Genomic DNA, 13,221 nt, shown 5'->3' with positions numbered 1-13,221 from the left:
ACAGTGGAGATCCTCTGATGACGAACCCCGCCGAGAGACTGGTCGATCTGCTCGACCTGGAGCAGATCGAGGTCAACATCTTCCGCGGCGCCAGCCCGCAGGAGTCCCTCCAGCGCGTCTTCGGCGGCCAGGTCGCCGGCCAGGCGCTGGTGGCCGCGGGCCGCACCGTCGAGAGCGACCGCCCGGTCCACTCGCTGCACGCGTACTTCCTGCGCCCCGGCATCCCCGGGGTGCCGATCGTGTACCAGGTGGAGCGGGTGCGCGACGGGCGGTCCTTCACCACGCGCCGGGTCACCGCGGTCCAGCAGGGCAAGACGATCTTCAATCTCACCGCCTCCTTCCATCATCCGGAGGACGGCAGCATCGAGCACCAGCTGCCTCCTCATCACTGCCCCCATCCCGACACGCTCCCCAAGGTCGCGGACGAGATCCGCGAGCACCTCGGGGAGCTGCCGGAGGCACTGGAGCGGATGGCCCGCCGCCAGCCCTTCGACATCCGCTACGTGAACCGGCTCCGCTGGACCCCCGAGGAACTGGAGGGCGCCGATCCGCGCAGCGCGGTGTGGATGCGCGCCGTCGGCCCGCTGGGCGACGACCCGCTCGTGCACACCTGCGCCCTCACCTACGCCAGTGACATGACCCTCCTCGACGCCGTGCGCATCCCCGTGGAACCCCTGTGGGGCATGCGCGGTTTCGACATGGCCTCGCTCGACCACGCCATGTGGTTCCACCGGCCGTTCCGGGCGGACGAGTGGTTCCTGTACGACCAGGAGTCACCCATCGCGCACGGCGGCCGCGGCCTGGCCCGGGGCCGCATCTACGACCTGGAGGGCAGGCTGCTGGTCTCCGTGGTCCAGGAAGGCCTCTTCCGCCCGTACCCGGCCAAGCCGCCGCGCCCGGACCAGTCGGGCCGACCGTCCGATCACGCACCGAGGAACTGAGCAGACCCATGTCCACCCCCGCCATGCCGTGCCCCTGCGGGCTGTCCGCCGTCTATCCGGAGTGCTGCGGCCGCTTCCACTCCGGTGAACGGCAGGCCCCCACCGCCGAGCTTCTGATGCGCTCCCGCTTCAGTGCGTTCGCCGTCGGTGACACCGCCTATCTGCTGCGCTCCTGGCACCCCTCGACGCGCCCGGCCGTCCTCGACCTGGATCCGGGGCAGCGCTGGGAGCGACTGGAGATCCTCGCCACGGAACGCGGCGGGATGTTCGAGACGGAGGGCGCGGTGGAGTTCCGCGCGCACTACCGCGAGGGCCGGCACACCGGCTCACTGCACGAGCACAGCAGCTTCGCCCGCGAGGCCGGGGCATGGGTCTACGTCGGCCCCCTCTCCCCCGTCGACTTCGACTGACCCCGGGCACCCGTCAGGGCGAACTCCAGGCTGGTGCGGTACCAGTGGACCTCGTCCGGCGGGCCGGCCCGCAACAGCCCCTCCGCCACCGCCGCGGCGGCGGGGACCTGCGGATGCCCGTACGGCGGGGGCGGGGCGAGCGCGGCCAGGACGATCCGCTCCGCCGGATCGGGCACGGCCTCGCACAGCTCGCCCTCGGGGAGTACGCCGGCCAGTACGGCCGCGCGCGCCCATGGATCGGCGGTCCGTCCGAGCAGGTGCCCCACGTGCCGTCCGCGCCAGGTGCGCGGGCGCAGGTCCCCCCTGGCCGCCAATAGTTCCCGGTCCTCGGCGGACGCCGTCCCCCGCAGCATCCGGGGCTCCCGGTCGGCGAACTCCCTCAGCTCCGCAGCCAGATAGAGCCACACGACGGCGCGGTAGCGGTTGATCCGGTAGCCGACGGGCGTGAGGTGTCCGCAGCGCGCGAGCCGGGTGAACCTGCTCGGGCCCACCCCCAGCACCTCGGCCGCCGCCTGGGCCCCGGCCACCGTTTCGACCTGTCGGCGCAGGGCGTCCGGCCGGTCGGCGGCTTCGGCCCGCACCCTCGCCAGCTCCGCCCGCGTGAAGCGCGCGGCCCCACCGGCCGTCGGCGGCCCGGCCCGTACGATCCCCAGCTGGACGGCCCTGGCCAACTCGCCACGGGTCAAGCCCAGTTCCCCGGCGGCCTGCGCGCTGCCCATCAGCGCCCCGGCGGCGCCGTCGGCGGCCCGGGTGGCACGTACGGCTGCCTTGTCCCCCTCGTGCGCGGCCCTGTCCTGCGGCGGCGCGGTCACCATCTGCGTCATCACGGTCCTCCCCCACGAGCAATGATTACTCTGTGTGAAGACCGTAACTCGCTGCAACGCCACTCGCGAGGGCTGTGGACAACCTCCACCACCCGCCCCGCGCGACCGCGCGCTCAGCCGCCGGTGATGCGTCGCTCCGCCACTCCCAGGTGCTCGCCCACCCGGTTGACCAGCAGCGTCATCTCGTACGCGACCTGCCCGATGTCCGCCTCGGCCGCACTCAGCACGCACAGGGAACTGCCCGCGCCCGCCGCCATGACGAAGAGAGCCCCGTCGTCGTACTCGACCATCGTCTGCCGGACCTCGCCGGCCCTGAAGTGCCGACCCGAGCCCTTCGCCAGGCTCTGCAGCCCGGCCGCGACGGCCGCCAGGTGTTCCGCGTCCTCCCTCGGCAGCCCCGCGCTCGCCCCCGTCACCAGGCCGTCATTGGACAGGACCACCGCGTGCCGCACCTGTGGGACCCTGCGTGTCAGGTCGTCCAGCAGCCAGTCCAGTTGCTTGTCCAGTGCCATTCCAAGCCCCTCCCCGTTGACGCGGCCCGCTCGGCCGCGCCCCACCCCGCGTAGTCGTGCCGCAAGCCTTCCCCACCAGCGCCTTTCGGGCAAGGAGGATGTGCCCATGGCGAAGAAGATGACTCAAGAGGAATGGCGGGCATTCGTCTCCCATTCCACCCGCACCGGCAAGCTCTCCACGGTCCGTGAGGACGGAAGTCCGCACGTCGCCCCCATCTGGTTCGTACTCGACGGCGATTCCTTCGTCTTCAACACCGGTAAGGACACGGTCAAGGGGCGCAATCTGGCCAGGGACGGCCGCGTCGCACTCTGCGTGGACGACGACCGGCCGCCCTTCTCCTACGTCGTCCTCCAGGGCCGCGCGGAGATCAGCGAACACGCCGACGGCGCGGACGAGATGCTCACCTGGGCGACCCGCATCGCCGCCCGCTACATGGGCGAGGCGCAGGCCGAGGCGTTCGGCCGCCGCAACGCCGTCCCCGGCGAGCTCCTGGTGCGCGTCCCGATCGACAAGGTGCTCGCCGTCGCCGGAGTGTCCGACTGACCCACCCCCGCAACAGTCCCGGCTCACACGGAACCGGCCTGCGGCCCCACCGAGTCCAGCAGCCGGGCGGTGTGCACCCGCCCGGCGTACTCGACCAGCCTGATCAGCACTTCCTTCCCCGAGTCCTTGTCCCTGGCGTCGCACAGCACCACCGGCGTCCCCTGCTCCAGGTCAAGTGCGCGCGAGACGTCGTGCGCCCCGTACCGCCGCGCCTCCGTGAAGCAGTTGACGGCCACCACGAACGGGATGCGCCGGTGCTCGAAATAGTCGACCGCGGGGAAGCAGTCCTCCAGCCGCCGCGTGTCGGCGAGCACCACCGCACCCAGCGCCCCCGTGGACAGCTCGTCCCACAGGAACCAGAACCGGTCCTGCCCCGGTGTGCCGAACAGGTAGAGGGACAGCCCGGACCGGATGGTGATCCGCCCGAAGTCCATGGCCACGGTCGTGGTCGTCTTCTGGGCCACGCCGCCCGTGTCGTCGACCAGTTCACCCGCCTCGCTCAGCTGCTCCTCGGTACGCAGCGGCCGGATCTCGCTCACCGCGCCGACCAGCGTGGTCTTGCCCACCCCGAAACCGCCCGCCACGAGGATCTTCAGTGCGAGCGCGGCCAGTTCGCCGTCCTCCTCCACCGTTCCCGGCTCCGCGTCCGGAGCGTCGGCCTCCACGTCGGCCTCCACATCGGTGTCGGCGTCGCCGGCCCGTCCGGCAGAACCGGAAGTACCGGCGGATCCGAAGGTTCGGTTGTCGTGGTGTCCCATCAAAGCGCTCTCAATCCCTCGATGACTTCACGCAGAATCCGCTCGTCCGGCAATTGGGCGGGCGGTACCGGGCGGCTGACCTTGACGTGCCCGCCCTCCAGCAGGTCCCCGAGGAGTACCCGCACGACTCCCACGGGCAGGTCGGCGTCGGCGGCGAGTTCCGCCACCGACTGGGTCTCGGACCGGCAGAGCCCCAGCAGTGCCCGGTGCTCGGGGCCGAGCAGCGACTCGGCCGCCGCGTCCGCGCCGCCCTGCGGATCCACCGCGACCAGGGCGATCAGGTCGAAGCGGACCCCGTGCGGCCCCGGCTTGGTACGCCCCCCGGTCATGGCGTACGGGCGGACGAGCGGGCCCGCTTCGGCGTCGTACCACTGGCCGTTCATGTGCCGGACCGCCGCCCTCAGCCGGCGGCCGGCGGCCGCGCCGCGAACCGGGGCGGGGTGTAGAGGTGCTCGCCGACCCGCTTCACCAGCCGGGCCATCTCATAGGCGATCAGGCCGATATCGGCGCCGGCGGCACTGAGCACGGCCAGACAGGAGCCGTCGCCGGCCGCCGCGACGAAGAGGAAGCCCTCGTCCATCTCGACCAGCGTCTGGCGCACGCCCCCGGCGTGGAAGTGCCGGCCCGCGCCCTTGGCCAGGCTGTGGAACCCGGAGGCCACCGCCGCCAAGTGCTCGGCGTCCTCCCGGCTGAGCGCGCTGGAGGCTCCGACCGCCAGGCCGTCGTTGGAGAGGACCACGGCGTGCCGGACCTCGACGACCCGGTGCACCAGGTCGTCCAGGAGCCAGTCGAGCTCCCCCGACCTGCGGATGCCGTCGTGGCCGACCCTCTGGTGTTCGATCATCACACTTCTCCTTCGCTGCCTGCGTGGGGGGAGTTCTCCTCGGCGCCGCGGACCCATCCCGCCCGGTAGGCCGCCATCCGGTCCCGGGCCTCCTCCGGGCTGCGCCCCGGTGGGTCCTCGGGCAGTCGGACACCGGCCGGCTCCTGGGGCGCGGGGGCCTCCCGGAGCTGCGGGACGAGGCTGGCCTGGCGCACCCGGCGCGGCAGTTCCGTGACCGAGGCCGGGGCCGAGGAGGGAGCGGCGGCTTCCGTACGGGTGCCCGCGCCGCCGGCGGCGCGCGGCCGCAGGGGTGCCACAGGTGCCGGACGCGGTTCCTCGCCCGCCGCGGAGGCCGCGTCCCGGGCCGGGATGCCGCGCACGTCGTCCCGTACGGCGGCCGGGCCTCGCGCGTCGTCCCGTACGACCGTCACGGTGGGGGGCTGCTGCGCGGCCGCGGCCGGTTGCCGCGACGGCACGGGCGACGAAGCGGCGGACCGGACCGGGACGGCCGGCTGCTCCTCCCGGGGCCCGGGGCCCGGGCCCGCATCGAGGGGTCCGGCGGCCGGGTCCCCGGCGGTGACGGCCCCCTGGAGCATGGAGTGGGGCAGGAGCACCACGGCGGTGGTGCCGCCGTAGGGCGACGTGCGCAGGTGCACCTTCACGCCGTGGCGGGCCGAGAGGCGGCTGACCACGAACAGGCCGAGCCGGTCGCTGTCGAAGAGGTCGAGGTCCTCGGACTGCTCGATGCGCCGGTTGGCGTCGCCCAGGGCCTCGCGGCCCATGCCCAGCCCGCGGTCCTCGACCTCCAGGACGTAGCCGGTGCCGACCGGTTCGCCGCTGACCCTGACCTTGGTGTGCGGAGGGGAGAACTGGGCGGCGTTCTCGATGAGTTCGGCGAGGAGGTGGGTGAGGTCGGCGACGGCTCCGCCGACCACCGCGGCCTCGGCGAGCTGGCGCACCTCGACGCGCGGGTAGTCCTCGATCTCCGAGACGGCGGCCCGGACCACGTTGGTGAGCGGGACCGGCATCCGCCAGGCCCGGCCGGGGGCCGCGCCCGAGAGGATGATCAGGCTCTCCGCGTGCCGGCGCATCCGGGTGGTCAGGTGGTCGAGGCGGAAGAGGTCGCCGAGCTCGTTCGGGTCGTCGGCGCGCCGTTCCATCGAGTCGAGCAGGGTGAGCTGCTTGTGCACGAGGACCTGGCTGCGGCGGGCGAGGTTGACGAAGACGCCGGAGACGCCGCTGGCGAGCTCTGCCCGCTCGACGGCGGCGCTGAGCGCGGCCCGGTGGACGGTGCCCAGCGCCTCGCCGACCTGGGTGATCTCGTCGTCGGCGGGCGGGCCGGCGGGGGTCTCGGCGGCGACGTCGATCTCCTCTCCGGCCCGCAACCGCTCCATCGCGTGGGGGAGTTTGCGGTGGGCGATCTCCAGGGCGGTGTTGCGCAGCGAGACCAGTTCGACGACCAGGACCCGGCCGATCCGGACGGAGATGACGAGGGAGGCGGCGACGGCCGCCAGGCCCAGCAGTACGGCGGCGCCCGCCGGGCTGAACGCCCCCTCGGCGACGGGGTCGGCCCGGTCCGCGGCCGCGGTGTGCGCGGCCTCCTCGATCTCGCGCATCGCGGTGCTGATGCCGCTGTGGGCGGTCTCCCATCCGGCGGGCGCCCCGCGGGCGTCCCGGGAGGTGCCGGCGGCCAGTGCGCGGTCCTCGGCGCCGGTGAGGTCGGCGTAGGCGGCGCTCTTGGCGACGGACTGCCAGGCGTCCTGCTGGGCGGCGGGCAGGTCGCGGGCCGCGGCCTCGGTGAGCGCGCGGCGGGACTCGATGGCGCCGGTCAGCTGCCGAATGGTTTCGGCGCTGCGCTGGCCCGGCAGGGCGAGGAGGGCGTCCTCGCGCGACAGGAGTTCCGCGGCGCGGGCGAATTCGAGCAGGACCCGCGCGTCGGGGCCGAGTTCGGCGTTCTCGCCCCCCGAGAGGGAGCCGCTCACGGCGAATGCGGCGTCGACCACCCGGGTGTAGATCGCGAAGGCGGCCTCGGGGGTGGCACGGCGGTCGGTGATGTCCTTGCGTGCCGATCCCAGCGCCTCGGCGGCGACGACGAACGCGTCCAGCCGGACCACGGTGTCCGAGCGGTAGCCGCCGGAGTCGGCGACGGTGTGGCGGTCGCCCAGCCGCAGGCTGCGGACGGCGCTGTCGGTGCGGCGGGCCTGCTGGTCGAGGGCGCCCGCGTCGGCGGCGGGGTCGGCCAGGAGGCGGACGGCTGCGCGCCGTTCGGCCTGGAGCTCGGTGACAGCGGCGGCGACGGGGGCGCGTATCTCGGAGTCGACCTGCTGGACCCGCGCCAGCCGGGCTATGTCCTGGGCGGTGTTGACGGTGGCGAAGGCCCAGAGCGCGAGGAGCGAGACGACCGGCACCATCAGCAGGGAGACGATCTTCGCGCGGACGGTGGCGGGGCGCAGCCGCAGCCGGGGGCCGCGCTCGCGCGGGACGGCGGGGCCGGGCGGGCGGGTGCCGTCCGGGCCGGTGCCGTCCGCCCGGTGCGGCTGCTGCCGGGCACGGCCCTGTGCCGGTTCCTCGGCCGGTGGCCCGGCGTGGGCCCGGCGGCCGCGTGCCGGGGTCGCGGGCAGCCGCGGCGCCGCTGATTCCGGTCGTTTGCGGGGTGTTCGCATGGGCTCCTCGTTCCGGGCGGTGCCTACGGGTTCGGTCGGTCGACGGGTGGATCGGCGAATGCGGTCGGGGTGGCTCGTCGGACGGCCGGTGGGCCGTGCGGCGGGAAGCGCGGTGGGAAGTGCGCGGCGCGCGGCCACGCGGGGTGGGCGTACCGGGTCAGTGCGCGGACGCGGTGTGCTCCCCCAGGTGCCGGGCGGAGGCGGAGGCGGCGCGCTCGTCGGCGGTCGGGGAGAGCGCGACGAAGGCGGCGGTGATGAACAGGTAGGAGCCCAGTCCGACGGCCAGCGGGAAGATGAACTGCATCGCGGTGGCTCCGGGCAGGGCCGCGTCCGAGGGGCTGACACTGACGGCGACCGCCATCATCCCGGTGTAGTGCATGCTGCTGACGGCGGCACCCATGACGAGGGAGGCGGCGGCCACGGCCAGGGGCGACTTGATGTTGAGCGCGGCCCAGAGGGCGGCGGTGGCCGCGACCACGGCGATGACGACGGAGAGGCCGACGACGAGCGGGTCGTAGGCGACCTCTCCGTGCAGGCGGAGGGCCGCCATGCCCAGGTAGTGCATGCTGGCGACGCCGAGTCCGGTGGTGAGGCCGCCCAGTACGAGGGAACGGCCGCGCGCCTTGCCGTAGCCGACGGCGAAGACTCCGGCGCCGACCACCAGCATGGCGACGAGCAGGCTCAGGACGGTGAGCGGCACGTTGTAGCGGATCTCCGTGCCGGTGACCTCGAAGCCGAGCATCGCGACGAAGTGCATGGTCCAGATGCCGGTTCCGATGGCCGAGGCCGCAGTGAGGAGCCAGTTGCGGCGGACGGCTCCGGTCGCGGCGAGGGCGCGGACGGTGCAGCGCAGCCCGAGGGCGGCGCCGATCGATGCCATCACGTATGACAGCACGGGTGTCAGCCAGCCGTAGGCGGCGTGGTCCAGATGTCCCAGGTGTCCCATGGCCAACGGACGCTAGTCCGGGTGAGGGCGCGAACAGGGGGCGCATTTCGAAAGCAGCTGGAAGTGCTGGAATATGACAGAGCTACGTTCACCTTCGATCACCCCGCGTGCCACCTTGCGCACGGTCCGCGGACACCCGGGCGGGCGGGAGTGGGGGATCATGGGCCCATGAGCGAGGACCACACGCACGTGCAGGAGTTCTTCGGGGCGCGGGCCGCCGACTGGGACCGCAAGTTCCCGGAGGACGGACCCGCCTTCGCCGCCGCCGTCACGGAGTTCGGGCTGCGGCCCGGGGACCGCGTGCTCGATGCGGGCTGCGGCACCGGGCGGGCCCTGGGCGCACTGCGGGCCGCCGTCGGGCCCGAGGGGACCGTGCTCGGCGTGGACCTCACCCCGCAGATGCTGGCCTCCGCGCGCCGGGCCGGGCGCGCCGCCGAGGGCGCGCTGCTGCAGGCCGACGCGGCCCGGCTGCCGCTGCGCGACGAGGCGCTGGACGCGGTGTTCGCCGCGGGGCTGATCGCGCACCTGCCCGATCCGGCGGCGAACCTGCGCGAGCTGTCGCGGGTGGTCCGCCCCGGCGGCCGGCTGGCGCTCTTCCACCCGATCGGGCGGGCGGCACTCGCCGCGCGCCAGGGCCGCGAGCTGACCCCGCAGGACCTGCGGGCGGAGCGCAACCTCGGCCCGCTCCTGTCCGCCGCGGGCTGGGACATGACCTCGTACGCCGACGAGGACCACCGCTTCCTGGCCCTGGCCGTACGCCGGCCCTGACACCCCTGCGCCCCGACTCGCCCGTGCCCGGGCACGGGCGAGTCCCGATACCACACCTGTACGACGGCACCGCGCCCGGCGCCCGCGGAGGTACCCGGGATCAGGCCGGGGGCTGGGCCTCCGCTCCGGCGGGCCGGCGCGGATGCGGCACGGGGCAGCCGCCCGAGCCGGGCACGGGGAAGGTGCCGAGCTCGCCCACGTCGTAGCCACCCGGATAGCCCTTGATCTCCGGATTCTGGCGGGCGTAGTGCGGAGCCGCGCGCGGGGGCAGCAGCCGGACCGCGCGGCCGCGCAGCCGCAGCGCGCCCTGCACCAGTTTCCGGACACCGGCGTTGGGGACCTCGTACCGGAAGGCTTCGATCAGCGCATCGTCGAGGAGGGCGATCCCCCCGCGGCGCACGGCGGGTGCGAGCGGCGCCGGGTACCAGGACGCCATCAGGTCGAGGGTGGAGTCGGCGACCCTGCGGGCGCCTTCGTCCCAGCCGAAATGGGCCGCTTCGTAGGCGACGAGGGTGGCTTCGAACTCCTCGTAGGAGCCCGGGATGTCCGTGATGCCCAGGTGTCGGCCGAGGGTGGCGTAGTAGTTGGCGCTCGCCCGGCGCTCGTGGTGGGTCATCGGGCGCCAGCCGTAGGCGTCCAGCCAGCGGGACGGAATCACCACGAACGTGCACAGCACGTAGCGCATGTCGTCGTTGGAGATGTCGTAGCTGCGGTGCATCTGGTTGACGCGGCGGATCGCCGTGCGCGCGGTGTCGCTGTCGAAGCCGTGCTCGACGACCGCGTCGAGGAGCAGGGCGGTGTCGTCGTAGCGCTTCTGGGCGCGGTCGGTGAACTCGGCGGTCTCGGCCAGCAGGCCGCCGATACTGGGGACGGCGTACGTCCGGAACAGCGCGAGCTCCAGGGCGCGGGTGAAGTCCCAGGGGAACTCGTAGGTGGCGGTGAGCCGGTAGATGGTGAGGAAGTCCTGGTCCGGGTCGAGCCGGAGGATCTCCTTCAGCCGGTCGTAACGCTGCACCGGGTGTCCCTTTCTGTGGCAGGCCCCCAACTCTACGTGCAGGTAGCAGCCTTGGAAATCGTGGCCCGCAAGCTCTCGACGCGCGGGTTACCCGCTGGTTAAGGTGCGCCGACAAGAGAGCAGGCTGGAGGCCAGGTGACCGACGACGAAGGTGGCGGCTCGCTGTATGTGCTGACCGCCGTACTCCTGACCCCCGCGCAGTTCCCCAGCTTCCTGGGCGACGACTTCCCCGAGGCCTGCTCCCTGCTGGGCGTGGCGCCCAACCGGGAGGGGTACGGGCTGGTGCTGGGCCAGGACGAGGAGGGCGCGCGCTGGACGGTCGTCGTCGACGACGTCTCGCTCGTGGCCGCGGCGATCGCCTCGTGGGACTGCGGCATGGAGTACGACCTGTCGCCCGACGAGCGGACGATCGTGGTCTCACTGGCGGGCTGGCCGGTGGAGTTGTCGGTGGCCGCATCGGGGATCCCGGAGCCGCACGATCCGGAGCAGGGTGCGGACGGTACGGGGCGGGTACCCCTGGCGCCGCCCTCGGCGGAGGCATGGGGCCCGGTGCAGCGACGACTGGGCGCGGACCAGATCGCACGGGAGTGGGCCGACTGGCGCGAGCGCGTGGCGACGGACGGCGGAGCCGCGGCCGCGGCGCATCCAGGACTCGCGCGTGCGCTGGAACAGGCGCTGGAGTACACGCGGACCCCGCCGCCGCCCGGCCGCGTCCGGTCCTCCTTCGCCGGCGAGGGGGCCCGGACCCTGCGCGTGGACGGGCCCGGCTGGTCGCTGGTGGCCCGCACCGGCGAGGCGGCCTTCGTCCTCCTGGACGAGGAACCGGGTGAGGTGCTCACGGTCCCCCGCAAGGGGGATCCCGATCTGCCGGACCTGCTGGCGGCGCTCGACCGCGTCGCGGTCCGGCCGGCGTGACCCTCGGCCCGACCGGGCCGAGGGAGGCGAACGGAGCGCTGCGCGCGGGCGAACGGCGTGCGCGCGGGCGACGGCACGAGGGGGACACGGTGGTGGAGTCGGAACCGGTGGGTGTGGTCGTGGGTGGTCGCGCCGACGTCGTGGACGACGACTGGGGGCGGGAGACGGCCGTGATCCGGTTGGACGGCGGCCGGTTCGGTCCGGAAGCCCTCTACGGGCTGGAGGACTTCTCGCACGTCGAGGTCGTCTACCACTTCGACCGGGTGCCGGCGGAGCAGGTCGAGACGGGTGCGCGGCACCCGCGCAACAACCCGGACTGGCCGCTGGTCGGCATTTTCGCGCAGCGCGGCAAGAACCGGCCCAACCGCCTGGGCGTCTCGCGGTGCCGGGTGGTGAAGGTGGACGGACTGGACGTCCACGTGGAGGGGCTCGACGCCGTGGACGGCACACCGGTCCTCGACCTGAAGCCCTACATGGTCGAATTCGGGCCACGCGGTGAACTGCGACAGCCCGAGTGGGCAACCGCCCTGATGGATGGCTACTACTGATCGACTCAATGGCGGAAAATGATAGTTACCGCCGGTAGTTTAACGCGTCAACTAATGGGATCCGGACAGGGCGACTGAAAATCGCTCTGGATCCCCTTCCTCCGGAATGATCGAATCGGCCAGTCACGCGGCTCAAAGGGTGCGCACCTCACCCCCACGCTCATTCCATGATGGAGGCCACTCTTGAATTCCATGTCGTACCTGGACCTGCACCGCAAGGTCGCACAGGACATCGATGCGGAGATCGAAACCGCTCTGAACCGGCTCGGCCCGGTCGCGGCGACCACCAGGAACTCGGTGGCCAAGCTCTTGGAGCAGCGCAAACTGAGACATCCCCTGTCGGTACTTCCGTTGCTCACGCACGCGATAGAAACGGGGAATCCCGGACCGGCTCTCCCCCTGTCGGCGGTGCACCTGCTGTGGTGGACCTCGGCCTGCTATCTCGACGACCTGGCCGACGCCAATGGCGCGTCGATCTCCGGCGAGCTCACCGAGGACGAAGCACTGCTCGCCTCCGTCATCACCGGAAATGCGCTGCCCATTCAGATCATCCTGGCGCAAGATCTCCCGGAGGCGGCGCACGGCGCTCTGATATCCGAGATCCTGAACGGCTGGATCATAGGCGCCGACGGCCAGATAGACGACATGCGCGGAGACATCTGCAGCGCCTCCCGCAAATCGGTGGTGGAGACGTACCGCGGCAAATCCGGGGCGCCCTTCGGCATGATCACGGCAATGGCCGCCATATTCTCGGGCACCACGGACGAGAAGATCGAATTGTGGCGTGAATTCGGCTACGTCTTCGGAATCCTGTGGCAGATCTTCAACGATCAGGAAGACATCCTGTCCGGCCGCGACGAGGACCTGCTCAACGGCACGGTGACCTATCTGCTCGCCTCCGTGCTCGAGGACGCGTCGCCGCTTTCCCGCGAACACATCCTGGGGCTGTGCGCCGCCGCGAACCGGTCGCATCAGGCCAGGTCGGAACTCGCGAGCCTGCTGCGCACGCCCGTCGCCCTCGACCGCTACCGCGCGGAGATCGACGCCTTCCGAGGCGAGGCCTACCGGATCCTGGACCAGCTGGGCGGCGACGAGGCCTACCAGCCGGTGCTGCGCAACCTCGTGGACCACGCGTCCCAGATGCTGCTCGAAGCCGACCTGCCGCCCGTGGTCGTGAGCGGCGCGGCCTGAGCCGGCCGCTCCGGGCGCACCCGCGCCGAACACGGGCCGCGCGGCCATGCCCGCCGGGCTCCGCCCACCAGCCGGAGCCCGGCCGCTCCTCGCCCCGCTACGGGCTTCACATCGCGACGCGCGCCGCCGTCAGCGGCCGATCTGCTTTCTGGACAGGCCGCGCACCCGCCGGCGCTGGGAGGAGTCCAGCAGGAGGTAGGCCGCGGCCGGCACCCCGATGAGAACCAGCAGGCCCGCCCAGAAGCCCACCGCCCAGAACAACACGATGGCTGCCACGACTCCGGCAACCGCGACCTTTCCGCTGTTGGACATATGCGGACACCTTCCTTGTGACGTCGACCACTACCCCCTCAACGCGCCGCC

The 13,221-nt window shown here is 72.7% G+C and carries 16 protein-coding genes; 7 read left to right on the top strand and 9 right to left on the bottom strand.

Annotated elements, in window-relative coordinates; genetic code table 11:
- Window positions 1-17 precede the first annotated feature (17 nt).
- Together E6U81_RS18980 and E6U81_RS18975 are read left to right on the top strand one after the other, a co-directional pair.
- A complete protein-coding gene (locus E6U81_RS18980; protein WP_136231284.1) occupies window positions 18-941 on the top strand; it encodes an acyl-CoA thioesterase II in 924 nt (307 codons plus the stop codon).
- Window positions 942-949: 8 nt separating this feature from the next.
- Window positions 950-1,351 (top strand): YchJ family metal-binding protein, encoded by a 402-nt coding sequence (locus E6U81_RS18975; protein ID WP_136231283.1) that lies wholly within the window; start codon window positions 950-952, stop codon window positions 1,349-1,351.
- Here the strand turns inward: E6U81_RS18975 and E6U81_RS18970 are convergent.
- Window positions 1,315-2,175, bottom strand: a complete 861-nt coding sequence (locus E6U81_RS18970) for a DUF6397 family protein (RefSeq protein ID WP_136231282.1) — start codon at window positions 2,173-2,175, stop codon at window positions 1,315-1,317. The two genes, E6U81_RS18975 and E6U81_RS18970, sit on opposite strands and share 37 nt — an antisense overlap.
- Before the next feature lie 113 nt (window positions 2,176-2,288).
- Complete coding sequence (locus E6U81_RS18965) at window positions 2,289-2,687, bottom strand: roadblock/LC7 domain-containing protein (RefSeq protein ID WP_030657457.1); 399 nt, start codon at window positions 2,685-2,687, stop codon at window positions 2,289-2,291.
- A gap of 106 nt (window positions 2,688-2,793) precedes the next feature.
- Here E6U81_RS18965 and E6U81_RS18960 point away from each other — a divergent pair, with 106 nt between their 5' ends.
- Window positions 2,794-3,231, top strand: coding sequence for a PPOX class F420-dependent oxidoreductase (locus tag E6U81_RS18960; protein ID WP_136231281.1), 438 nt, complete (start codon window positions 2,794-2,796; stop codon window positions 3,229-3,231).
- A 23-nt stretch (window positions 3,232-3,254) separates the two neighbouring features.
- Here E6U81_RS18960 and E6U81_RS18955 read toward each other — a convergent pair whose 3' ends face one another.
- The 5 genes from E6U81_RS18955 to E6U81_RS18935 all read right to left on the bottom strand — a co-directional run bounded on the left by E6U81_RS18955 (window position 3,255) and on the right by E6U81_RS18935 (window position 8,412).
- Complete coding sequence (locus E6U81_RS18955; RefSeq protein WP_240803899.1) at window positions 3,255-3,989, bottom strand: ATP/GTP-binding protein; 735 nt, start codon at window positions 3,987-3,989, stop codon at window positions 3,255-3,257.
- Complete coding sequence (locus E6U81_RS18950; protein ID WP_136231280.1) at window positions 3,989-4,372, bottom strand: DUF742 domain-containing protein; 384 nt, start codon at window positions 4,370-4,372, stop codon at window positions 3,989-3,991. The genes E6U81_RS18955 and E6U81_RS18950 overlap by 1 nt, the downstream gene beginning before the upstream one ends.
- A 17-nt stretch (window positions 4,373-4,389) precedes the next feature.
- Entirely contained in the window at window positions 4,390-4,833 is a 444-nt protein-coding gene (locus E6U81_RS18945; protein WP_136231279.1) for a roadblock/LC7 domain-containing protein, read from the bottom strand.
- Entirely contained in the window at window positions 4,833-7,475 is a 2,643-nt protein-coding gene (locus E6U81_RS18940; protein WP_136231278.1) for an ATP-binding protein, read from the bottom strand. Before E6U81_RS18940 ends, E6U81_RS18945 begins: the two co-directional genes overlap by 1 nt.
- Window positions 7,476-7,632: 157 nt before the next feature.
- Window positions 7,633-8,412: an MHYT domain-containing protein gene (locus E6U81_RS18935; protein WP_136231442.1), complete on the bottom strand. Its 780-nt coding sequence runs from the start codon at window positions 8,410-8,412 to the stop codon at window positions 7,633-7,635.
- A 177-nt stretch (window positions 8,413-8,589) separates the two neighbouring features.
- Between E6U81_RS18935 and E6U81_RS18930 the strand changes: the two genes are divergently transcribed.
- Complete coding sequence (locus tag E6U81_RS18930; RefSeq protein ID WP_136231277.1) at window positions 8,590-9,189, top strand: methyltransferase domain-containing protein; 600 nt, start codon at window positions 8,590-8,592, stop codon at window positions 9,187-9,189.
- A 100-nt stretch (window positions 9,190-9,289) separates the two neighbouring features.
- Here E6U81_RS18930 and E6U81_RS18925 read toward each other — a convergent pair whose 3' ends face one another.
- Entirely contained in the window at window positions 9,290-10,204 is a 915-nt protein-coding gene (locus tag E6U81_RS18925; protein ID WP_136231276.1) for an oxygenase MpaB family protein, read from the bottom strand.
- A 135-nt stretch (window positions 10,205-10,339) separates the two neighbouring features.
- Here E6U81_RS18925 and E6U81_RS18920 point away from each other — a divergent pair, with 135 nt between their 5' ends.
- From E6U81_RS18920 to E6U81_RS18910, 3 genes are all read left to right on the top strand, one after another.
- Complete coding sequence (locus E6U81_RS18920) at window positions 10,340-11,119, top strand: hypothetical protein (protein ID WP_136231275.1); 780 nt, start codon at window positions 10,340-10,342, stop codon at window positions 11,117-11,119.
- Between the two features lie 92 nt (window positions 11,120-11,211).
- Window positions 11,212-11,667, top strand: a complete 456-nt coding sequence (locus tag E6U81_RS18915) for an SAM-dependent methyltransferase (RefSeq protein WP_136231441.1) — start codon at window positions 11,212-11,214, stop codon at window positions 11,665-11,667.
- 192 nt (window positions 11,668-11,859) lie between these two features.
- Window positions 11,860-12,858, top strand: coding sequence for a polyprenyl synthetase family protein (locus tag E6U81_RS18910; protein ID WP_206309966.1), 999 nt, complete (start codon window positions 11,860-11,862; stop codon window positions 12,856-12,858).
- Between the two features lie 129 nt (window positions 12,859-12,987).
- Here the strand turns inward: E6U81_RS18910 and E6U81_RS18905 are convergent, their stop codons facing one another.
- Complete coding sequence (locus tag E6U81_RS18905) at window positions 12,988-13,170, bottom strand: hypothetical protein (RefSeq protein ID WP_030845327.1); 183 nt, start codon at window positions 13,168-13,170, stop codon at window positions 12,988-12,990.
- Window positions 13,171-13,221: the final 51 nt, after the last annotated feature.

This window comes from Streptomyces sp. A0592, from assembly GCF_004795115.1.
In the GTDB taxonomy this organism is placed as follows: Bacteria; Actinomycetota; Actinomycetes; order Streptomycetales; family Streptomycetaceae; genus Streptomyces; species Streptomyces erythrochromogenes.
The sequence above is the reverse complement of the archived record's forward strand: the minus strand, read 5'-3'. Positions and strand labels throughout refer to the sequence as shown.